The organism is Desulforamulus reducens MI-1 (assembly GCF_000016165.1).
GTDB lineage: Bacteria > Bacillota > Desulfotomaculia > Desulfotomaculales > Desulfotomaculaceae > Desulfotomaculum > Desulfotomaculum reducens.
Genome location: NC_009253.1, coordinates 2,241,869 through 2,263,649 on the forward strand (window position 1 = coordinate 2,241,869; position 21,781 = coordinate 2,263,649).

Consider the following 21,781-nt stretch of genomic DNA (forward strand, 5'->3'; position numbering starts at 1 on the left):
CTATCACCACCCTAGTGTTTGATACAGATATTTACCAATACCAGTTAAGAAAATATTCGCAATAGAAAGAGGAACCAGTACCTTCCAACCAAATTCCATTAACTGATCCACCCTAACCCTTGGATAGGTCCAACGGAACCACATGAAGAGAAAAATCATCACATATACTTTAAACAAAAACCAAATCCAGGATGGAATAAAAGTAAGCCCAAAGGGTGCTTGCCAACCTCCTAAAAACAAAGTGGTTGCCATTACGGAAACAAGCACAACATTGGCATACTCAGCCAGAAAGAACATGGCAAAACCCATGCCACTATATTCAGTAAAGGGTCCGCAGATAATTTCCGATTCTCCTTCTACTAAGTCAAAGGGGGCCCGGTTTGTTTCGGCAACTCCTGCGATTAAGTAAATTAAAAAACCAAGGGGTTGCAGAAAGATAAACCAAACTCCTTCCTGTGCCTGGATAATTTCGCTCATGTTTAAGGTTCCGGTTAAAATGATGACCCCGACAATGGATAAAATTAAAGGCATTTCGTAGCTTACCATTTGAGCCACTACGCGCATACCTCCAATTAAGGAGTACTTGTTGTTAGAGGCCCAACCAGACATCCAGACAATTACAGTTGATAAAGAAGCTACAGCCAAGAAGTAGTAAACTCCTATGTTCAAATCGATGGCCACCATATCTTTGCCAAAGGGAGCAACAGCAAAGACTGCCAAGGGTGGCATAAAAATCAACATAGGTCCCAGCAAAAACAACTTTTTATCTACACATCTAGGAATAATAATTTCTTTGCTTATTAATTTCCCGATATCCGCTGTGGTCTGTAACAAACCCAAGGGTCCAACCCGGTTAGGACCTATCCGACACTGCATATAGGCCGATACTTTCCTTTCCATGTACACCAGCCAGAGAGCACTGACTAAGATGTATACAAGAATAGCACCTAATTTTAAGAACATTACTATGAAATCAGTTGCCGCACCGGGTAGGCCAGCGGACCCCAGCAGGGTCCGAGACCCGCTGGCTAAATTAACAAATAAGTTCTCCACTTTGCCTCACTCCTACAATCTAAGCATCAACTTCACCTAACACGATATCAATGCTGCCAAGAATGGCAATAACATCCGCTATCTTCCAGCCCCGTAGCATTTCATTTAAATAACCCAAGTTTACAAAGGATGGGCGGCGGAAGTGTACCCGATAAGGTTTGGTACTGCCGTCACTAACAACATAGGTACCCATAATCCCTTTAGAACTTTCAATCTCTGCATAGGCTTCTCCCACAGGAGGTTTTATCATCTTTGGTATTTTTGCCCTTATGGGTCCTTCGGGTATTTGATCCATGGCCTGTTGAATAATCCTCGCTGACTGTTCCATTTCTAATAAGCGAATATAATACCGATCAAAGCAGTCACCCTTAGTACCGAGGGGAACCTCAAACTCAAATCTCTCGTACACACTGTAGGGCCTAACCTTCCTAAGATCATAATTAACACCAGTAGCCCTCAGGACCGGACCCGACAGACTCATATCAATGGCCTTTTCCGCCGATAAGATGGCAACATTCTTTGTCCTGGCTTGAAAGATTTCATTTCCGGTAATTAGGGTGTTATATTCTTTAATGGCCTCAGGCAGGTAATCTACAAACTTTTTGCACCGCTCCATAAAACCATCAGGAATATCATAGGCTACACCACCTATCCGCATAAAACTTGGAGTTAGCCTGGCACCGGAGATCATTTCAAACAGGTCCATAATTTCTTCACGATCCCGGAAAGTGTAAATAAAGCCTGTCAGTCCTCCAATATCCGCTGCGTAGGCACCGGTGGCCACCAGGTGGCTGGCAATTCGGGATAATTCCCCAACAATAACCCGAATATATTCAGCCCTTTCCGGTATTTCAACCTCCATTAGCTTTTCAACAGCATGTACATAGCCCCAGTTCATTAACATACCTGCCAAGTAATCAAGACGATCTGTATAGGGAATAACTTGAGTATAGGTTCTGGACTCAAGTAATTTTTCAATACCCCTGTGCAGATATCCCGGAACCGGTACAGCCTTTACTACAGTCTCACCATCCAGGGTTAAAACAATTCTAAAAACACCGTGGGTACTGGGATGCTGCGGACCTAAATTTAATAAAAATTCTTCGGTTTTAATGGTCAACGTGTATCACCTCTCATAGGGCCTATTCTCGGCCACCCTCCCACTGATAATCCCTGCGGAGAGGATGACCTTCCCAATCATCGGCCAGTAAGATTCTCCTTAAATCAGGATGGTCCGTAAAGACAATGCCCAGCAAGTCAAAAACTTCCCTTTCCTGCCAGATGGCTCCACCCCAGATGGGCACCATTGAGGGAACCTCTGGGTTATTTCGATCAAGCCTGGTCTTTACATGAAGCATTTCTGGATGTCCTATGATACAAAGGTTATAGACAACCTCAAGATACTCCAAATAATCCGCTCCAGTTACATTGGTAAGATAATTAAAACCGTAAATTTCCTTTAAATCACGCATAAATAACATCAGTGACTCTACCGGCACTGTTAAATGTCCTTTTTCGGATACCTCTAATGAAGGGTATTTATTTGTAAGTTCTTGGATAATTTCTGCCAGTGGTTTACCGTTCATCGCCACGTTTCACCACCTCAGGATTAATAATTTTTTCTTTTAATTTCATAAACCCATGAATAACTGCATCGGGCCGGGGGGCACAACCAGGAATATAGACATCCACCGGGATTAATTTATCCACCCCGGGAACAACACTGTATGAATCCACAAAGGGTCCACCGGAAATAGCACAGCTACCCATGGCAATGACATATTTTGGCTCTGCCATTTGCTCGTACAGACGAACCACAAAGGGGGCTGCTTTTTTAGTCACCGTGCCGCATACCAGCATCACGTCTGCTTGTCGTGGAGATGCCCGCATTACCTCATAGCCAAATCTGGCTAAATCAAACCTAGCCATATTAGCTGCCATTAAGCCTTCAATGGCACAACAGGCCAAACCAAAACCCATAGGCCAGAGTGAATTTGCCCTAGCCAGATTCAAGAGTTTTTCCAAGGGACCAACGGACACGGTTCGAGCAACCTCCCCGATGACAGCCGGTTCAGCCCCTAGCTTTTTTAAACGTTTTACGGTTTCCTCATACATCTCATCTTTAGCTACCGGGTTGGCGGCTTTGTCTTGATCCTTTATTTCCACTCAAGTGCACCTTCCTTCCAGGCATACCAAAGTCCTAAAACAAGAATAAAGATGAAAAGAAACATTTTAATAAGTCCTGCCAAACCAAGATCTACAAAACTGACAGCCCAAGGATAAAGATAAATTACTTCCACATCAAAAATGACAAACATCAAGGCATAGGTAAAATACTGCGTCTTAAAGCGCACCCATGTGGCGCCTTCTGTTGGCAGCCCACATTCATAGGTTTCCAGCTTAAATTTATTTTTGCTGCGAGGATGAATAAGGAAGCTTGTCAACATCCCACCGGCGCCAAAGACAATACCAACCACGATAAACAAAGCCACTCCTATCCAATCTGACAATTTATACACTCCTTTCTTAAAATTTAAATAGCTGTATTGCAATAGAAATAATCTAAAATTATTTCCACTTATGTAAAATGCAAAATCTTAGCCAACTATTTCTGAAGCGTACTATCTCTATCAATAGTCACACTTTATCTTGTCCCATTCTGTATCAAAAAAATCTTTCCGTTCCATCTTGTGTCAGTTTGCTGTGCTGGCCAATGGTAAATTGTATAATTTTGGAACACCTACGGGCATCCCCCTCTGCTCAAAAATAAAGCATTTAATTATTACGTTAAATGATAAGGATTACACACTACCTGTGATATTAGTCATAGATAAAAATAAAACAGACTTAAAAATCTGAAAGTCTGCATTTTGTAATTCAGATTATTAGTTGCTCCTTAATATTATTCGCAATTGAAACAATTTATTTATTATTTTGATAATTTTAAACACTTTTTTTCCTTTTGTTTTATCAAATGCTTTAAACATTAATATAAATATTATTTTCCAAATAAGATAAGAATTCCTTCACAAGTTGCAAAAATTATCTAAATTATTTTTCAACTTATGAAGGAATTAGCATAATCATTCAAACATTTCAATTTGTTCATTGTCCTTGCCAACTAAAAGTTCACGTATAGGAGCATAAGTTTTTCTATGTATTGGACTGGGTCCATATTTTTTAAGCGCCTCCCTGTGTGCCTTTGTTAGATACCCCTTGTGACTGTTAAATCCATATTGAGGGTATTTTTCATGGTACTCAAGCATCGCTCCATCCCGAGCTACTTTAGCCAGTATTGAAGCTGCACTAATGGCAGGGATAAGATCATCTCCCTTTACAATGGCTTCAGCCGGAATGTCAACCTCTGGTAAATGAATACCATCCACATAAACCTTATTAGCTCTAATGCTTAGACCTTCTATGGCCCGCTTCATAGCAAGCAATGTAGCATGATGTACATTTAGCTGTTCAACTTCTTCTAGACTAGCCTGCGCAATGCACCAGCTTAATGCGTATTGCTTTATTTCCTCTGCTAAAATCTCCCTCTTACGTGCACTCAGTTTTTTTGAGTCCCTTAACCCCTCAATGGGGTGTGCCGGATCAAGAATGCAAGCCGAAGCATATATTCCTGAAATACAAGATCCACGACCCGTCTCATCCACACCGCATTCCAAAACCATACTCTATCCTCCTTAGCCCCTGCTTATAATCCTATTAGACTTACAAAAATATAATAGCATTCTAGCTAGTCAACATGCATGGATCATTAACATTATATTTCCCCTGGGTATTCGCTTCCAGGGGAAATCTTCCCTGTTTATTACTATGTTATTTTACATGGGGGGTAAATCCAGGGTGTAACGTCCCAGGAGTCCTTCCCGGAACTCTTTTAGAATAAGCTGGGCAACCTTTGATTCGTCCACCAAACCGCCAGATACCAGCAGACCTCTTTTGACTCCAATATCCCATAATAGCTTTGTGGCTTCCGGATTTAGTTCATTCATTCTATATCTTTCCTTTAATTTCTCTGGGTTATATTCAGCCAGCCATTGCAAAAGTTTAAGGGACACTTCATAGATATCAAAAACCTGTTCTTTGATAGCGCCAGTTACAGCCAACTTGTAGCCGACTTCAGGGTCTTCAAATTTTGGCCACAGAATCCCCGGGGTATCCAATAGTTCTAAGGAACCCTGGGTCCGAATCCATTGCTGGCCTTTGGTAACACCCGGCGTATCACCGGTCTTGGTTGCTTTTCTGCCCACCAGACGGTTAATAAAGGTTGACTTACCCACGTTAGGTATACCCAGTACCATACAACGAATGGCCCTGGGGCGTCTTCCTTTGGCAGCAAGTTTGGCCATCTGCTCGGCCACCAACATAGAAGCCACCCTTGGCACCTCTTTGAGTCCTTCTCCCTTAATAGTATCCACAGCTATAGCTTTAATATAGGGTCGATCCAAGGCCCGTTGCCATTGCTTGGTAATGCTTGGATCAGCAAGATCACTTTTATTTAAAATAATCACCCTTGGTTTTTGCCCCAGTATTTGATCAATCATTGGGTTACTGCTGCTAACAGGAATACGGGCATCCAAAAGTTCAAAGGCTACATCCACCAATTTTAGAGCATCTTGCACCTGACGTTTGGCTTTGGCCATGTGCCCTGGAAACCACTGAATCTGAATATCCACTTTGGTACCTCCATAAAAATAAAAGCTTCCGTAAGAGTTTACCCGGAAACAGCCTCTTCGAAAGCTTAAATCTAAAAAATATTATTTAGCTAAACTAATCCTGTTCAGGGGCCAGTAAATGACTTCTGCTTTACCAATGATTAGCTCCTTATCCAAGAAGCCCCAAACTCTACTGTCATCACTGTTATTCCGATTATCACCCATCATAAAGTAATGGCCCTCTGGAACAATCTCAGGACCAAAATCCTTAAATTTAAGTCCCTTTGGCAAATAGTTCTCTTCAATGGGCTGATTGTTTATATATAAAACACTATTCTTGATCTCTACGGTTTCTCCACCTTTAGCAATCAATCTTTTCACAAAATTTCGACTGGGATCTAAGGGGAACTTAAAGACAATAATATCTCCCCTCTGGGGCTCTTTTAAATGATAGGTGATCTTACTGACAATAATTCTGTCCCCTATCATTAAATTGGGCTCCATTGAACCAGATGGTATAAAAAATGGTTCTAAAATAAATAGGCGAATAACAGCAGCCAACAAAACTGCTATAACAACCGATTCCAACATCTCACGAATAACTGATTTTTTGGGTTTGGTTTCTTTTTGTTCATCATTATGTGGATCCAACCGCTCCATAAGTCATACCCTCCCCAAAAGCCAAAAAAGGGACTGGTTGCCAGTCCCCTCTAGTTTAGCGAGTGCTAAGCTCCTTAATACGAGCTTTTTTGCCACGCAGAGCGCGCAAGTAGTAAAGTCTGGCTCTACGCACTTTACCGCGACGAACCACTTCAATGCTGTCAATTTTGGGAGCATGCAGAGGAAATGTTCTCTCTACACCTACGCCATAGGAAATACGGCGTACAGTAAAGGTTTCGCTTAATCCGCCGCCACGACGACGAATAACAACACCTTCGAAGGCCTGAATACGTTCACGGTTACCTTCAATAACTTTGTAGTTAACCTTAATGGTATCACCAGGTCTGAAAGACGGAAGTTCTTTTTTAATTTGCTCTTGTTCTAAAGACTGAATGAGGTTCACTTGTTTGACCCCCTTCCTCGCCTAGACGTTCTTACCTTTCCCAGAGGCAGCGGACCGTCCGTAATTAACCAACATTTGAGATTATATCATATTCTGCCCTGTTGGGCAAGAATTTCTATTTCATCTGCTTTAGGTTTAAAGATAACAGAAGATTTTGCAGTTCCAGTAAAACTTTCTTATCTTCCTTTGATAATTCTACATCTTTTAGTAACTCTGGTCGACGTTCTAGGGTTCTTAGAAGGGACTGCCGTCTGCGCCACTTTCGTATATTCCCATGGTGACCGGACAGTAGAATTTCAGGCACTTCGTAACCTCTATACTCCCTGGGCTTAGTAAAATGGGGATGCTCCAACAGACCGTTATAAAAGGAGTCTTCTTCAGCACTGGCAGTCTCACCCAATACGCCAGGAATCATCCTGGCCACAGCATCAACAACCACCATTGCAGGCAGTTCACCACCGGTGAGAACATAGTCACCAATGGATATTTCATCCGTTACCAATACTTCTCGAACTCTTTCATCAATTCCCTCATAATGGCCACAGACAATAACCAAATTTTCTTCTCTGGCCAATTCCTTAGCATATTCTTGGGTAAAGGGCTCCCCCTGGGGACACATCATGATTACCCGGCCAACCTGACCAGCGTTCTTTGCTTTTAGGTGATCAAAGCATTCAAACAAAGGCTCCGGACCCATCACCATGCCTGCACCACCGCCATAGGGAGTGTCATCCACTGTATGGTGTTTGTTTTGGGAAAAATCCCGTATATTGATAGTGTCGATTTGTAGAAGATTGTTTTCCTGGGCCCTCTTGAGAATACTGTGGTTGAACGGTCCTTGAAACATCTCAGGAAAAAGTGTCAGAATATCTATTCTCATGTTTTCACCCTATTTATATTAATCCTTCCAGTAGTTCGACTTTCATTTTTCCTTCGGTAATATTAATTTCCTTAACAACGGATTTAATGGCGGGAATTAAAATATCTTTTCCTTCACTTCTTTTCACCACATAAACATCGTTGGCTCCGGTTTGTAATACCTGGGCTACGGTTCCCAATTCCTGTTCGTTTTCATCAACAACTTTTAATCCAACAATCTGAAAGATATAATAATTGCCTTCGGGCAGCGGAACTAATTCCTCCATAGTAACTTGTAGTAGTCCACCCTTTAGTTTTTCGGCGGCTGTCATATCTGGAATTTCAGAAAATTTTATAATTATAAATTGTTTGTGTTCCCAAACTCTTTCAATGGTATAATCCCTGCGTTGACCCCGGAGCAGAACAGATATCTTATCATTTTTTACAAATCGTTCCGGAAAATCCGTGGTAGGAATGATCCTTACCTCCCCCTGGATTCCCTGGGTGTTCACAACTTTTCCAACGGTTATGTACTCTTCTGACAATTGTTATCCCTCCGGATGTAAAGCACGAATTTCTACCACTTTTCCGTCTTCAAGAATAATTTCGGCATTCATCAATTGGTTCCAGTCATCTCCCACTTGTACTTGAACAAAACTCTCGACTTTACCCTGCAGGACTTCGGAACCATTGACTAATTTTCCAACATCTTTTATTTTATCCAACAGCATAAGCCTGGTATCCAATCGTTTCTGTTTTTCCTGCTCTACCTGGGTCAGGGCGGCCTCTGCTGCACTGGGATTTTTCTTAGCAATTTCCATTAATTTACCAGTTTGAAACTCCAATTGCTTGAGTTCTAATTCCAGCTTTGTTACCTTTTGTTGAAATTCCACAGCTAACATCCTTTTATATTGATCGGTTACACGAACCTTTACCATAACAGGGCGAGTAATGGTTAACATTGAATTACCCCCTAGATGATAGTAAAGGAGGCTTTGCAGCCCCCTTTACAAACCGGTTATCCAACCGCTAAACAATTTCAACTACAACTTTTTTGCGCTGCTTTGTTGCCGCAGCCTTAACCACCGAACGAATGGCCCGGGCAATACGCCCTTGTTTACCAATGACTTTACCCATATCTTCGGGTGCCACCCTAAGCTCAATAACCACGGATCTTTCCTTTTCCACCATGGTTACCTCAACTTTGTCCGGTTGATCTACCAAGGCTTTGGCAAGTATTTCTACAAGTTCTTTCACAGTTCTGGACCTCCCCTGGAAACCTTAGGCCTCATTGGTCTTGGCCCGACCTGGGATAATACCGGCTTTTACGAACAGTGACTTGGCAGTATCAGAAAGCTGGGCGCCTTTCTTTAACCAATCTTGAGCCTTTGCCTCGTCAATTTTTACTTCAGCGGGTTTCTTGATGGGATCATAATAACCAATCTCCTCAATGAAACGGCCGTCACGTGGAGAACGGGAATCGGCAACCACTATACGGTAAAAGGGGTTTTTCTTAGCCCCCATACGTCTCAGACGAATTTTAACAGCCATTGTATTTTCACCTCCTTAAACAGGTATCAAATTATTTATTGAAAGAAAGGTAATTTCATTTTTCCCTTCTTGCCACCCTTGGTCATATTGGATATCTGTTTCATCATCTTTCTTGTTTGTTCAAACTGCTTTAACAATTGATTTACATCCTGTACCCTTGTGCCACTGCCCCGGGCAATCCTTTTTTTACGGCTGCCATCGATCTTTTCAGGATGGTGGCGTTCCCAAACAGTCATAGAGTAAATTATGGCTTCCACTTGTGCCAATTCTTTGCCATCCAGTTGCTGATCTTTAAGCTGCTTGGTTAATTTACCCATACCCGGAATCATACCTAGTACTTGTTCCAGTGGACCTAGCTTTTTTACTTGCTGCATCTGTTCCAAAAAATCCTCCAGATTAAAATCCGCCTGACGAATTTTCTTGTTTAATTTGGCAGCCTGCTCAGCATCAAAATTTGCCTGGGCCTTCTCGATTAGGGTTAGGACATCACCCATGCCCAAAATCCGGTCTGCCATGCGATCCGGGTAAAAGGGTTCCAAAGCATCTAATTTTTCGCCCATGCCGGCAAACTTAATGGGTGTCCCAGTTACCTTCCTAACGGATAAAGCAGCACCACCCCTGGCATCACCGTCTAGCTTGGTCATAACAATACCATCTAAACCAAGCTTTTGGTTAAAGGTATCCGCCACATTAACAGCTTCTTGACCTGTCATGGCATCTACAACCAGCAGGATTTCATGGGGCCTAACAGTAGATTTAATATTGGCCAGTTCATCCATTAATTCTTCATTAATGTGTAGTCGACCCGCTGTATCAATAATCACTAAGTCCCTACCAGTACTGTTGGCTTGTTCCACCGCTGATTGGGCAATTTTAACGGGATTTTCTTGTCCCATGGAAAATACCGGAATATTTAGCTGATCACCCAGAACCTGTAATTGCTTAATGGCAGCCGGGCGGTAAATGTCTCCAGCCACCATTAAAGGCCGACGCCCCTGCTTACTTAATAGCTTTGCTAATTTGCCTGCTGTGGTGGTTTTACCAGCACCCTGCAGACCCACCAGCATAATAATGGTGGGGGGCTTAGGTGAAAGATTTATCTTTGCCTGGGTACCGCCCAGTAATTCTGTTAACTCGTCCCTAACAATTTTGATAACTTGCTGGGCCGGGCTGAGACTTTCCAAAACATCCTGTCCAACAGCCCTTCCCTTTACCTGAGCCACAAATTCTTTAACAACCTTAAAGTTAACGTCTGCCTCCAAGAGAGCCATCTTAACTTCCCGCATAGCATGATTAACATCATCTTCGGTAAGGCGTCCTTTACCCTTTAACGATTTGAAAATTTCATCCAGTCGTTCGCCTAAGCCCTTAAACATTCAGACGCCTCCTTTACATATTATTTATGGATTAACGATTTAAAGATCCTGGCGTTTTTCTAATATTTTTTTTAGTATGCCTTTGGATTTTTCCAATCCTTCGGGTGCCTCACCCGATTCGTATCCATCAAGCAGATTTATTACTTCTACCAAGGACTTGGATTCCTGACTAAACTTACTGACCAGTCCCAGTTTTTCTTCATAGTTTGTTAAGGTCTGCTCGGCTCTCTTTAATGTATCATGAACAGCCTGCCGGGTCACATTGTATTGTTCTGCTATTTCGCCCAGTGATAAATCTTCTCCATAATACAATTCAATAAAATTTTGCTGTCTTTCTGTTAAGAGGCTGCCATAATAGTCATTTAGAAGATTAATTTTATGAAACTCTTTCAAAGTTTAGTCCCCCCTTCACCCATTTGAGTATAAAGGACTTTCACTTTACAGATTTATTTTACTGAAGAGACTCCACCCTGTCAAGGGAAAAGATTTTATAGGTAAACTTTCTTTGTTTTTAATTAATTGTCATTTGTTCAGCCCGTCCACATACTTTATTGATAAAAGAAATATTAGGAGGTGGTGGACTTGTCCCACCAGCACTGTAAATGTGGCTGTATGGCTCCCATCAATCTTGAGCAGGCCCTTGGGTTATCCCAGGGAGAAATTAAAGAAATGCACAGTCAGTATGTAAACGCCAGTCTGGTTACCCTGTTAAGTCTTATTAATTTTGATACGCCATTTATTTCCGCCCAGGGTGTGTCCGTCTTTGATGATCAGGGCAATGAATATCTGGATTTCCTGGGTGCCTACGGCGCTTTAAACCTGGGTCACAATCATCCACAAATTCTGGATGCAATCCAAAGGGTTAAAACAATGCCCAACTTGCTGCAATCCTCCATCAATGGTATTACAGCTGCTCTAGCCCATAATTTATCCCATTTGACCCCTGGAAATCTCCAGCGCTCCTTTTTTTGTAACAGTGGTGCCGAAGCTGTGGAAGGTGCTTTAAAGTTAGCAAGGATTGCCACCGGCAGACAAAAATTTGTTCATTGTCATAATTCCTTTCATGGTAAGACCTTTGGTGCTTTATCCGTCACCGGCAGGGAAAAATACCAACAGCCCTTCCGTCCATTAATTGCACCTTCTATAGGGGTTCCCTTTGGTGATCTGGAAGCTCTTCAGGATCATCTTAGATCAAGGGATGTGGCTGCCTTCATTGTGGAACCGATCCAAGGGGAAGGGGGTATCCTAGAACCTCCTAAGGGATATTTAGCTAAGGCTAAAAATCTATGTGCCCAATATGGTTCTCTCATCATTGCCGATGAAGTTCAAACAGGTTTTGGCCGCACCGGAGCTCTCTTTGCTTGTGAGACTGAAAAACTGGTGCCAGACATTCTCTGCCTAGCTAAATCATTGGGTGGTGGTGTAATGCCCATCGGGGCCTATATAACCACCGATGAAATATGGCGAAAGGCTTACGGTACAATGGAAAAAGCGCTGCTCCACACTTCTACCTTTGGAGGAAACACCACTGCTTGTGCTGCAGCATTAAAAACCATTGAGGTTATTATGGAGCAAGATCTGTGTCAACAGGCGCGCGAAAAAGGTAGTTATTTTTTGACTCATTTAAATAATCTAAAGGAAAAATACCCCTTGTTAAAGGATGTCCGGGGTCGTGGTTTAATGATTGGGTTAGAGTTCCAGCCGCCCGAAAGAATCTCAGGCAAATATTCTCTTAAATTCACCATGAATGTTATCAACAAACTGGCCCAAGCATACATGGGTAGTCTGGTGGCTGGAGAATTGCTGAACAAACACCAGATTATTACTGCCTATACCCTAAACAACCCTAACGTTATCCGTTTGGAACCACCTTTGATTGTCACCTATGAACAATTGGATCGTGTTCTCGACGCTTTGGAAGAAGTGTTATCCAATCACACCGGATTTTTTAGCATGGTCGGTTCCGGTGCTAAAAATATTATCTCGAAACTAACGCATACTAAATCCTAATTACTATTTAGGTTCCATATGGTTATAGTAAAAATTGTGCTAAAATAAATAAAAAACCATGGAGGAACCTATGATTAATCCCTTTGGTAAACCCATCGAACAGTTAGAAGAAGAGGATCTAGACAAATTAATTGAGGCGGAAACTTCCGAGGGAATTTATGTTGAATATAAAGAGGATTTCCCAACCCACCTAGCTAAAATTGTAGCCAGTTTTGCCAACACCTTCGGTGGTTGGATACTAATAGGTGTGGATGCGCGTAACCCCAGGAATGTACCCACCTCATTTCCTGGGATTGGCATATCCAACGATCCTAAGGATCGTTTTAGAAATATCTGCCGAGATACCATTACTCCGGTCCCTTTATTCGATTCCAAACTGATTTTAAAATCAGCAGATCCCTCTAGGGGCATCCTGGTTGTTCGTATTCCAGAAAGTTCATACCCGCCTCATATTACGCGGGATGGTCGTATTTATCGTAGAAACATGGAAGGGTCCGATCCCGTAGGAGAAACCGACCGCCATATATTGGATCGATTATTCGAAAAATCCAGGCACAATAAAATTGAGGTTAAGGCCTTTATCAATCGAAAAATGCAAAAAAACCAACATGAAAAAGTTATGTTTAAAGTCATGTGCTGCCCTATTCCCCTTAATTTAAATTTGATTGAACCTTTTTTTGTACCCGAACGAATCTCCCGATTTAAAAGGATGGCCCGAAATATTTGGAAGGGTACTCTACCCAAGAACATTCGCTTCGAACCGGAGGGTTTTGCCTTTGAAGACCATGAGCAGCGATTAGAGATTCTGCGATCCGGGGTAATTTGCTATTTCACACCCATCCCTACCTCTATAAAAAGCATTGACCGTGACAGTGAACCTAGACAGTTAGAATTTCTAAAATATCAAACCCTTCAGATAGCCCTGCTACGTACCATTAAATTAGCCCGGGAGGTGTACCGCTTCAGCGGGTATATGGGGTTATTTGTCCTTAAAGTTGCCCTAGAGAATATTGAAGGAAAAGGTTTGGATGACCCCAAATTTTTTGACTTTTATAAAACTGTTCCAAACCCCCGCTGCAATTATTCCGATATTATACTCCCCTACGGTTTTAACCCAAAGGAGGCAAAGACCATGGAAAATCCTCGCCAACTGGCTGACCCCCTGCTGGGATACATATACCGCTGCTTTGGCTTCGAAGCCCTTGATACCCACACCATAGCCAGATCGGATTTGTCAAGATAGCTGTGGGGTCACGGACCTATTTCTCTGACTACCAGACCTGCAATACCACACACTTGAGATAGTGGCTTTCTGGATAACCCAGTAACATTGGATGATCTTTGGCCTGGCGCCTTAGTTCCACCAGCCTTAGCTGCCTTCCGGCATCTCTGGCAGCATCTAAAATCACGTCCAGGAACATATCCTCATGCATGTGATAGGAACAGGAACAGGTAATCAAATAACCACCTGGGGGTAATAGTTTCATGCCTCGCAGATTAATCTCCTTATATCCCCGTATAGCCCCTTCTATGGCCTTACGGGACTTGGTGAAGGCCGGCGGATCCAATATAACCACATCAAATTTCTCTTCCGCCCGTTCCATGGCCCTTAGCTCATCAAAGCTATTGCATTCCTTAAAGGTACATCGATCACCGTAACCGTTCAACTGTGCATTGACCCGGGCCACTTCCAGAGCAGGGGCCGCTATATCTAATCCTAAAACTTCCTTAGCTCCATATTTAGTAGCATACATGGAAAAGGTACCAGTATGACAGAAACAGTCCAGTACCCTGCTTCCCTTCACCAGCCCCTGCAAAGCCATCCTATTTTCCCTTTGGTCGAGGAAATACCCTGTCTTCTGGCCACCCTCCAAGTCCACAACAAATTGAATGCCATTTTCTTTTATCACGACCTTGGGGTCAAAGGGTTCTCCAATAAATCCGGTTATCAGAGGTAATCCCTCAAGTTTTCTCACCGATACATCGTTTCGTTCATACATCCCCTTAGGTTGCACAATTTCCTGTAAAAGCTTAAAGATGGTTTCCTTATGCACATCTATACCAAGGGCCAATGTTTGTACAGACAGATAATCACCAAACTTATCGACAATTAAAGCAGGTAAAAAATCTGCTTCACCAAAGATAACCCGACAGGCGTTGCTCTCCCTTACAACCTTCTGACGATACTCCCAGGCACCTTGAATTCTCTTACGGAAAAACTCTTCGTTAATTTCTTCCTCTGAATTCCTAGTCATGATGCGAACAGTAATTTGCGATGCAGGGTTGATATAACCGCGCCCCACAAACCGATCACGAAAATCTACGACCTCTACGATATCACCGGGATTAAAATCCCCAATAATTTCTTTTATTTCACCCCAATAGACCCAGGGATGCCCCCCAGCAATGCGTTTCTGTTTTCCCTGATGCAATACTACTTTGGTCATCAATACAAACCCCCAATTCACCCAATTCTTAATAGTATCACCACATGATTTATGCGCTAATATAAAAATGGAAGTGAGCATAAAGTATCCCACTTCCTCCTCCGGGCTAACAATTCTATTTACCGGCTAAACGTGCTGCTCGCTCCCTAACTTCGTACATTACCCTTTCCTCATCAATGGTTTTAACAACCCTGTCCAACATGACAACCTTACCATCAATCACAACGGTGCGTACATCCGAAGAATTGGCGGCATAGGCTATATTTGCCACCAAATTATGACGGGGACACATATGGGGCTGTTGGGTATCCAGCAAAATAACGTCCCCCCGCATGCCTTCCTTTATCAGGCCCACTCTGTCTCCCAGCCCCATGCACAGGGCACCGTCAATGGTCGCCATCTGTAGGGCACGATAAGCTGGTATCACTTCTGGATTCATAGTACTAACCTTTTGCAGAAAAGAGCCTGCCCTTAATTCTTCCAACATATCCAGGTTATTGTTACTGGCTGTTCCATCCGTACCAATACCAACTGTGGCACCCAATTCCAGTAACTTGGCTACCGGCGCGATGCCACTGGCTAACTTCATATTACTTTGGGGGTTATAGGCAACACCCATGGCCTTTTGGGCTAAAATATCCATATCTTCCTCATCTAAATGGACACAATGGGCAGCTAATACGGGTAATTTAAATAATCCCAATTGGTCTAAATGTTTCACTGGGGTCTTGCCATACTGCTTTTTAATGTCCTCAAATTCTGTCAATGTTTCCGCCAGATGGATATTGATGCCAAGCTTGTGCTTGGCCGCTAAATTCATAGCCTTGTCCAGGTAATCCGGTGGGCATGTATAGGGTGCATGGGGAGCTACCATCACCGTAATCCTGCCATCTGCTTTGCCGTTCCAGTTCCTTGCCAGTTCCTCTGCTTCAATCAGGGCTTTGTCAGCAGTGGGTGCTATACCGATCATTCCCCGGGACAACATTGCCCTCATGCCCGTCTTTTCCACTGCTCTGGCAACATCATGCATACAGTCGTACATGTCACCAAAACAGGTGGTTCCGGACTTAATCATTTCCAGACAGGCCAGCATGGTTCCCCAGTAAATATCCTCATTGGTCATTCTACCCTCAAAGGGCCATATCTTTTCAGATAGCCAGGTCATCAATGGGAGGTCATCGGCATATCCTCTGAGTAGCGTCATGGCAGCATGGGTATGGCAGTTAATAAAGCCCGGCATCGCCACCTGACCATCTGCTTCTATGACCTCATCCATATCAAAGGAACCGGATGCAGATCCTGGCAATCCTACGTGAGTAATCCAGCCGTCCTCAATTAAAAGCTCTCCGGTCTCTATAATGGCTTCTGGACCTTCCATGGTTAGAATTGTTGCCCCGCGGATAAGTAGTCTATTCAAAATTCATCTCTCCTAAAACTGCTCCCCTTTTGGGGGTGCTCTCTATTTTTGGGGCTGGCCATAAGAGCTACGGTAAATCCTAGATAGCTCGGACACATCTTGGTCCGGTATAACGACAGGTTTGCCCAGGGATTTAGCCCAAGCATAGATCCTTGCGCACTTTTCCACCACTTGACACACCGTAAACGCTTCTTCAACCCTTCGGCCAACACCCACTAGCCCGTGATTCGCCATCAGTACCGCATAGCGTTCACCAAGGGCTTTAACTACATTTTGAGCCAGTTCTTCTGTCCCCGGCAAAGCATACCGGGCCACTTCCACAGGACCGCCAACTAGCATTGCTGCATCTTCTACCACGGGTTCTATGGGCTCCCTTAAAACTCCAAAGGCTGTTGCCACTTCACTGTGAGTATGTACAATCCCCAACACATCTTTTCTGGCTCGATAAATTGCAAGGTGCAGGGGTGCCTCGCTGGATGGCTTTCGGTACCCTTCGATAACCCGACCGTCTAGATCCAGTACAACCATATCAGAAGGCTGCAGATTAGCATAATCCATACCACTGGGGGTAATAACCACAACATTCTCTGCCTCTAACCGGCAGGAAATATTTCCCCAGGTTCCTGCAACCAAACCAGACTCCAACATTTTTCTCCCCAGCCGGGCCACCGTTTCTCTTACTTTTTCAGTTGCCTTTACCATTACTAACTCCTGCTTAGGTACCATGGTTCCACTCGTTAATATAGGCTTCTTGCTCAGGCGTGAGGGAATCAATATCCACTCCCAAAGATTTTAGTTTTAGATTGGCCACTCGGTCATCAATTTCCTTCGGTACCACGTATACTTCATTAGATAACTTTTTAGCATTCTCCAACACATATCTAGCGCTTAGGGCTTGAAGAGCAAAGGACATATCCATGATCTCTGCCGGATGTCCGTCACCCGCAGCAAGGTTAACTAGACGCCCCTCTGCTAATAAGTAAATTTTCCGGCCATCTTTCATGGTAAACTCCTCAATGTCCTTTCTAACAATCCTCCGGGAGGTTGCTAAGGCTAGCAAATCTGGTTTGTTAACCTCCACATCAAAATGTCCAGCATTACAGAGAATAGCCCCGTCTTTCATACGTTCATAGTGTACGCCAGTGAACACATCCTTGCATCCAGTAACTGTAATAAAAATATCCCCCAGTTTAGCAGCTTCTAAGCTATTCATGGGATGGAATCCATCCATATAAGCTTCGATGGCCTTTACGGGATCGACCTCTGTAACAATCACCTTGGCCCCCATTCCCTTGGCACGCATGGCGATACCTTTACCGCACCAGCCGTAACCCGCTACTACTACAGTTTTCCCCGCAGTAATCAGGTTTGTGGTACGCATTATACCGGACCATACCGACTCCCCTGTGCCATAGCGATTATCAAAAAGATACTTACAATAGGCATCATTTACGGCAATCATGGGAAATTTCAATTCCCCCTGTTTGGCTAGGGAGCGTAGGCGCAATACCCCGGTGGTGGTCTCCTCGCAACCTCCCAGCACCCGGGAAGCAGCTTCTGTTCTTTCGGTATGCAACAACTGAACAACATCACCGCCATCATCAATGACAATGTCCGGCTGGTCATCTATTAAATGCAGTAGATGTTCTTTATACTCTTCATCGGTAGCATTGTACCAGGAATAAACATTCAGTCCTGCCGCTGCCAGAGCTGCGGCAACATCATCCTGGGTAGACAACGGATTTGAACCAGCAATGGAAACCTCCGCACCACCGGCCCTCAAAACTTCTGCCAAATAAGCGGTTTTAGCCTCTAAGTGAATGCATACCGCCACCCGGTACCCTTTAAAGGGTTGCTCCTTTTCAAACTGTGCACGGATTTCATTCAATACCGGCATATGTTGGCGAACCCAGTCAATCTTTAAACGACCCGCAGGGGCCAGGTTAATATCTCGTACAATGTAGTCAGGCATAGTACTCCTCCTACTTTTTATTACAGCATATTTTAGCAAGGTTTTCAGCAAAGGGCGGTAAAACAACACCCCTCTCCGTAATAATCGCTTTTACCAGTGAATTTGGTGTCACATCAAAGGCAGGGTTCCATACCTGAACCCCTTCTGGAGCCATGGGCTGCCCACCATGATGGGTCACCTCTTGGGGGTCCCTTTCCTCAATGGGAATTTCCTCCCCGGATGAAAGACTCATGTCAATGGTTGACAGAGGAGCCGCCACATAAAAGGGAATGTTATGATGATTAGCCAGTACCGCCACACCATAAGTACCAATTTTGTTTGCCACATCGCCGTTGGCAGTAATCCGATCTGCACCAACCACGATACAATCAACCATTTTTTTGGACATTAGATAACCAGCCATATTATCGGTAATGAGGGTCACTGGAATTCCCTCCTGCACCATTTCCCAGGAAGTTAATCTGGCTCCTTGCAAAAGGGGTCTGGTTTCATCCGCATAAACATGCACCTTCTTACCCTTTTCATGGGCAGCCCGCACAACCCCCAAGGCTGTTCCATAACCCGCCGTTGCCAGGGCTCCAGCGTTGCAGTGGGTCAGTACACGGGCTTCCTCCGGTAATAACTCCTGTCCATATTCGCCCATCTTTCGATTGCTTTCAACATCTTCGTTATAGATGGCATGGGCTTCTTCCAACATGATTTTGCGTAGGTCTTCGACATTCTGCTCTGGGGCAGTACTTAGACGCATCATCATCCGATCCAAGGCCCACCGGAGATTGACCGCCGTTGGTCTGGTTGCCCCCAATTCACCAGCAATGGCTTCCAATTTTTCCAGAAAGGTTTTCCGATCCGTGGCATCCACTTGTTGCGCTCCCACCACCAGACCATAGGCAGCAGCCGCTCCAATGGCCGGGGCTCCTCGAACAGATAATTTTTTTATTGCCTTACCAACAGTATGATAATCTGTACACTGGATATATTCAATGGTACGGGGCAGCTTGGTCTGATCCAGCAGCTGCAGTTGGTTATTTTCCCATATAATTGCGTTCAATTATGATCACTCCTTATTCAGCCTTTCCAATGCCTCCTGACACAGGCAACCCCTTTCGGGGTCAATTAAGCTGATGGCCTTCATGGCAAGCTTCTTTAAATTCCCAGCATTCTCTGCCATTACATCCAATACTTCCTGATGAGTTAATTTGGTTGGCGAAATACCCGCCGCATAATTCGTAACCATAGAAATATTGGCATAACACATTTCTTTTTCACGGGCCAGCACAACCTCTGGCACACTGGTCATACCCACCAGGTCCCCCCCAAGCAATTGATACATTTTAATCTCTGCTGGAGTTTCAAAGCGGGGTCCCTCACAGGTAACATAGGTTCCGTAGCGGTGATAGGTTAACCCTAAGTCTTCCGCAGCCGAAGTTAACACTTTACGTAGTTCCGGGCAATAGGGGTCTGTCATATCAATATGTACAACCCCTTGCTCCCCGCCTTCAAAGAAAGTATTCTTTCTTACCTTCGTAAAATCAAGAAATTGATCTGAAAAAACGAAATGACCCGGGGCCATGTTTCTATTCAAAGAACCCACTGCTGCGGTGGCAAAAATACTCTTGACACCCAATTCCTTCAGAGCTGCAATATTTGCACGATAATTTACCAGATGCGGCGGCACAGAATGTCCTACCCCGTGACGATTCAAGAAAGCCACCGATTTCCCCTGATAGTCGCCGATTTTCATACCCACTTCCCCGTAGGCAGTGCTCACTTTTTCATCCCTTATGTTATCTAAGATATTCGGGTCATAAACTCCGGTTCCACCAATGATCGCTATTCGGACGCTCACAATGGATCCTTCCTTTCCTCAAAATATAAGATTAGCATGGTTTATACAAACTTCAAATATTCTCCTTCTTGGTTATGTTTTCCTCTAAAACAGGTTAATTTTTTAAAAGGACTTTCCGATATACCAAAAAACACCCCATGCCGGGGTGTTCCTTGTTTAACCATTTGCGTTTTTAAAGGTTTGGCAGCAGGTGTCATCGTTACTGTTGGCTGGCGTAGCAGCTAAATTACTTAACTGTGCATTGGGTCCAAAACCGCCACCTTGAGCATCATTTTGTACAATGATTTGATCTGCTGTACAAAAGTTTCCTTGCTTATAATACTTGCAGTTGGAAACTGTGCATGCTACTTCTGGCATTGATATCCCTCCTTTTAGTTAAATCCAATCATAGGATTTGATTTTTATAGGGTATTTATTCTTTGTATCTTAATTTCTTATTCTTCATACTATTCTGGTTCTGGAAAAAGAAAAAGAACTTCTGGGCGCCATCACCAAAAGTTCTTTTCTTAGAATGATTATGCATTGTCTTTAGTTTTACCATAAAGGGCATTAATAAAGTCCTTTGGATTAAAGGGACGTAAATCATCCATTCGTTCACCAATGCCAATGAGTTTTACGGGAATGGCCATTTCTGTCACAATAGAAGTAACCACACCACCCTTGGCTGTGCCATCTAACTTGGTGAGGGCAATGCCAGTAACATTAACAGCCTCACTAAATATTTTTACCTGATTCAGTGCATTTTGTCCTGTGGTGGCATCCAATACGAGCAGTACCTCATGGGGCGCCCCTGGCATTTCCCGGGCCACAATTTTATGCACCTTTCTCAATTCATCCATTAAGTTGCTTTTATTATGCAAACGGCCAGCGGTGTCAACCAAAAGGATATCTGCTTTACGGGAACGGGCCGCATGAACAGCATCATAGGCCACAGCCCCGGGATCGGAACCCTCCTGGTGTTTAATAATGTCCACCCCTACCCGATCGGCCCAAATCTCCAGTTGGTCAATGGCAGCTGCCCGGAAAGTATCTCCGGCTGCCAATAGAACTTTTTTTCCCTGCTCTTTAAAATTATGGGCCATTTTCCCAATGGTGGTGGTTTTACCCACACCATTCACCCCCACCACCATAATAACGGTGGGTCCCTCGGGATTTAGTTGAATGGGCGTTATCTTTTCACCCATCAGGTATTCCAATTCTTCCTGGAAAATCTCCTTTAAACGAGAAGCTTCCTGCACATTTCTGGCTTTTACACCTTTGCGCACCCGTTCAACCAATTTCATGGCTGTACTAACTCCCACATCAGCCTGTATTAATACTTCTTCCAATTCTTCATAAAGGTCCTCATCAATGCCCGTACGACCTGTGACCACCTGATCAATTTTTTCAATAAAACTTTGGCGGGTTTTGGTTAAGCTTTCTTTTAATCGGTCAAAAAAGCCCACTATCGTAAACCTCCAGTACAGCCTCAATATTTTTGGTAAAAGCCTGTCCCTAATATAATGCCATATAATTGGC

At 43.7% G+C, this 21,781-nt stretch carries 26 protein-coding genes; 2 read left to right on the top strand and 24 right to left on the bottom strand.

Translation table 11 applies throughout. From position 1 onward, the window contains the following. Positions 1 to 3 precede the first annotated feature (3 nt). The 16 genes from nuoH to ylxM all read right to left on the bottom strand — a co-directional run bounded on the left by nuoH (position 4) and on the right by ylxM (position 10,961). Positions 4 to 1,053, bottom strand: coding sequence for an NADH-quinone oxidoreductase subunit NuoH (gene nuoH, locus DRED_RS10880; protein ID WP_011878365.1), 1,050 nt, complete (start codon positions 1,051 to 1,053; stop codon positions 4 to 6). A gap of 19 nt (positions 1,054 to 1,072) precedes the next feature. After that, complete coding sequence (locus tag DRED_RS10885) at positions 1,073 to 2,173, bottom strand: NADH-quinone oxidoreductase subunit D (protein ID WP_011878366.1); 1,101 nt, start codon at positions 2,171 to 2,173, stop codon at positions 1,073 to 1,075. Between the two features lie 22 nt (positions 2,174 to 2,195). Next, complete coding sequence (locus DRED_RS10890; RefSeq protein ID WP_011878367.1) at positions 2,196 to 2,639, bottom strand: NADH-quinone oxidoreductase subunit C; 444 nt, start codon at positions 2,637 to 2,639, stop codon at positions 2,196 to 2,198. Then, positions 2,629 to 3,219: an NADH-quinone oxidoreductase subunit B gene (locus DRED_RS10895; protein ID WP_011878368.1), complete on the bottom strand. Its 591-nt coding sequence runs from the start codon at positions 3,217 to 3,219 to the stop codon at positions 2,629 to 2,631. Before DRED_RS10895 ends, DRED_RS10890 begins: the two co-directional genes overlap by 11 nt. Beyond that, positions 3,210 to 3,563, bottom strand: a complete 354-nt coding sequence (locus tag DRED_RS10900; protein WP_011878369.1) for an NADH-quinone oxidoreductase subunit A — start codon at positions 3,561 to 3,563, stop codon at positions 3,210 to 3,212. The genes DRED_RS10895 and DRED_RS10900 overlap by 10 nt, the downstream gene beginning before the upstream one ends. A gap of 573 nt (positions 3,564 to 4,136) precedes the next feature. Then, on the bottom strand, positions 4,137 to 4,733 hold the full coding sequence (gene rnhB / locus DRED_RS10905) for a ribonuclease HII (RefSeq protein WP_011878370.1): 597 nt from the start codon (positions 4,731 to 4,733) through the stop codon (positions 4,137 to 4,139). Positions 4,734 to 4,886: 153 nt separating this feature from the next. Beyond that, positions 4,887 to 5,741 carry a ribosome biogenesis GTPase YlqF gene (ylqF, locus tag DRED_RS10910; protein ID WP_011878371.1) on the bottom strand — a complete coding sequence of 285 codons (855 nt, stop codon included), beginning with the start codon at positions 5,739 to 5,741 and terminating at the stop codon, positions 4,887 to 4,889. A gap of 81 nt (positions 5,742 to 5,822) precedes the next feature. Then, positions 5,823 to 6,380: a signal peptidase I gene (gene lepB, locus DRED_RS10915; RefSeq protein ID WP_011878372.1), complete on the bottom strand. Its 558-nt coding sequence runs from the start codon at positions 6,378 to 6,380 to the stop codon at positions 5,823 to 5,825. A 55-nt stretch (positions 6,381 to 6,435) separates the two neighbouring features. Further along, entirely contained in the window at positions 6,436 to 6,783 is a 348-nt protein-coding gene (gene rplS / locus DRED_RS10920; protein WP_011878373.1) for a 50S ribosomal protein L19, read from the bottom strand. Positions 6,784 to 6,898: 115 nt separating this feature from the next. Then, positions 6,899 to 7,663: a tRNA (guanosine(37)-N1)-methyltransferase TrmD gene (gene trmD, locus DRED_RS10925; RefSeq protein ID WP_011878374.1), complete on the bottom strand. Its 765-nt coding sequence runs from the start codon at positions 7,661 to 7,663 to the stop codon at positions 6,899 to 6,901. Positions 7,664 to 7,676: 13 nt separating this feature from the next. Then, the gene (rimM, locus tag DRED_RS10930; RefSeq protein WP_011878375.1) at positions 7,677 to 8,186 is read right to left on the bottom strand and encodes a ribosome maturation factor RimM; all 510 of its coding nucleotides are present in this window, start codon (positions 8,184 to 8,186) and stop codon (positions 7,677 to 7,679) included. 3 nt (positions 8,187 to 8,189) lie between these two features. Continuing rightward, positions 8,190 to 8,603, bottom strand: coding sequence for a YlqD family protein (locus DRED_RS10935; RefSeq protein WP_011878376.1), 414 nt, complete (start codon positions 8,601 to 8,603; stop codon positions 8,190 to 8,192). Between the two features lie 67 nt (positions 8,604 to 8,670). Beyond that, positions 8,671 to 8,898 carry a KH domain-containing protein gene (locus tag DRED_RS10940; RefSeq protein WP_011878377.1) on the bottom strand — a complete coding sequence of 76 codons (228 nt, stop codon included), beginning with the start codon at positions 8,896 to 8,898 and terminating at the stop codon, positions 8,671 to 8,673. Between the two features lie 24 nt (positions 8,899 to 8,922). Beyond that, a complete protein-coding gene (rpsP, locus tag DRED_RS10945) occupies positions 8,923 to 9,192 on the bottom strand; it encodes a 30S ribosomal protein S16 (RefSeq protein WP_011878378.1) in 270 nt (89 codons plus the stop codon). 35 nt (positions 9,193 to 9,227) lie between these two features. Further along, positions 9,228 to 10,568, bottom strand: coding sequence for a signal recognition particle protein (gene ffh / locus DRED_RS10950; protein ID WP_011878379.1), 1,341 nt, complete (start codon positions 10,566 to 10,568; stop codon positions 9,228 to 9,230). Positions 10,569 to 10,607: 39 nt separating this feature from the next. Then, a complete protein-coding gene (gene ylxM / locus DRED_RS10955; RefSeq protein WP_011878380.1) occupies positions 10,608 to 10,961 on the bottom strand; it encodes a YlxM family DNA-binding protein in 354 nt (117 codons plus the stop codon). A gap of 219 nt (positions 10,962 to 11,180) precedes the next feature. On the opposite strand from ylxM, the gene DRED_RS10960 reads away from it, so the two are divergent. Further along, entirely contained in the window at positions 11,181 to 12,578 is a 1,398-nt protein-coding gene (locus DRED_RS10960) for an aspartate aminotransferase family protein (RefSeq protein WP_041274919.1), read from the top strand. 70 nt (positions 12,579 to 12,648) lie between these two features. Continuing rightward, entirely contained in the window at positions 12,649 to 13,821 is a 1,173-nt protein-coding gene (locus DRED_RS10965; RefSeq protein ID WP_011878382.1) for an AlbA family DNA-binding domain-containing protein, read from the top strand. Positions 13,822 to 13,849: 28 nt separating this feature from the next. Here DRED_RS10965 and DRED_RS10970 read toward each other — a convergent pair whose 3' ends face one another. The 8 genes from DRED_RS10970 to ftsY form a co-directional block, all read right to left on the bottom strand. Next, on the bottom strand, positions 13,850 to 15,025 hold the full coding sequence (locus DRED_RS10970; RefSeq protein WP_041274593.1) for a class I SAM-dependent rRNA methyltransferase: 1,176 nt from the start codon (positions 15,023 to 15,025) through the stop codon (positions 13,850 to 13,852). Positions 15,026 to 15,140: 115 nt separating this feature from the next. Further along, on the bottom strand, positions 15,141 to 16,442 hold the full coding sequence (locus DRED_RS10975; RefSeq protein WP_011878384.1) for an amidohydrolase: 1,302 nt from the start codon (positions 16,440 to 16,442) through the stop codon (positions 15,141 to 15,143). 42 nt (positions 16,443 to 16,484) lie between these two features. Next, complete coding sequence (locus tag DRED_RS10980) at positions 16,485 to 17,144, bottom strand: class II aldolase/adducin family protein (RefSeq protein WP_011878385.1); 660 nt, start codon at positions 17,142 to 17,144, stop codon at positions 16,485 to 16,487. A 13-nt stretch (positions 17,145 to 17,157) separates the two neighbouring features. Continuing rightward, entirely contained in the window at positions 17,158 to 18,414 is a 1,257-nt protein-coding gene (locus tag DRED_RS10985) for an adenosylhomocysteinase (protein WP_011878386.1), read from the bottom strand. A gap of 10 nt (positions 18,415 to 18,424) precedes the next feature. Then, on the bottom strand, positions 18,425 to 19,465 hold the full coding sequence (gene mtnA, locus DRED_RS10990) for an S-methyl-5-thioribose-1-phosphate isomerase (RefSeq protein ID WP_011878387.1): 1,041 nt from the start codon (positions 19,463 to 19,465) through the stop codon (positions 18,425 to 18,427). 6 nt (positions 19,466 to 19,471) lie between these two features. Continuing rightward, a complete protein-coding gene (mtnP, locus tag DRED_RS10995) occupies positions 19,472 to 20,263 on the bottom strand; it encodes an S-methyl-5'-thioadenosine phosphorylase (protein ID WP_011878388.1) in 792 nt (263 codons plus the stop codon). 156 nt (positions 20,264 to 20,419) lie between these two features. Further along, complete coding sequence (locus DRED_RS11000) at positions 20,420 to 20,620, bottom strand: DUF1540 domain-containing protein (protein WP_011878389.1); 201 nt, start codon at positions 20,618 to 20,620, stop codon at positions 20,420 to 20,422. 158 nt (positions 20,621 to 20,778) lie between these two features. Next, positions 20,779 to 21,708, bottom strand: coding sequence for a signal recognition particle-docking protein FtsY (ftsY, locus tag DRED_RS11005; protein ID WP_011878390.1), 930 nt, complete (start codon positions 21,706 to 21,708; stop codon positions 20,779 to 20,781). Positions 21,709 to 21,781 lie beyond the last annotated feature (73 nt).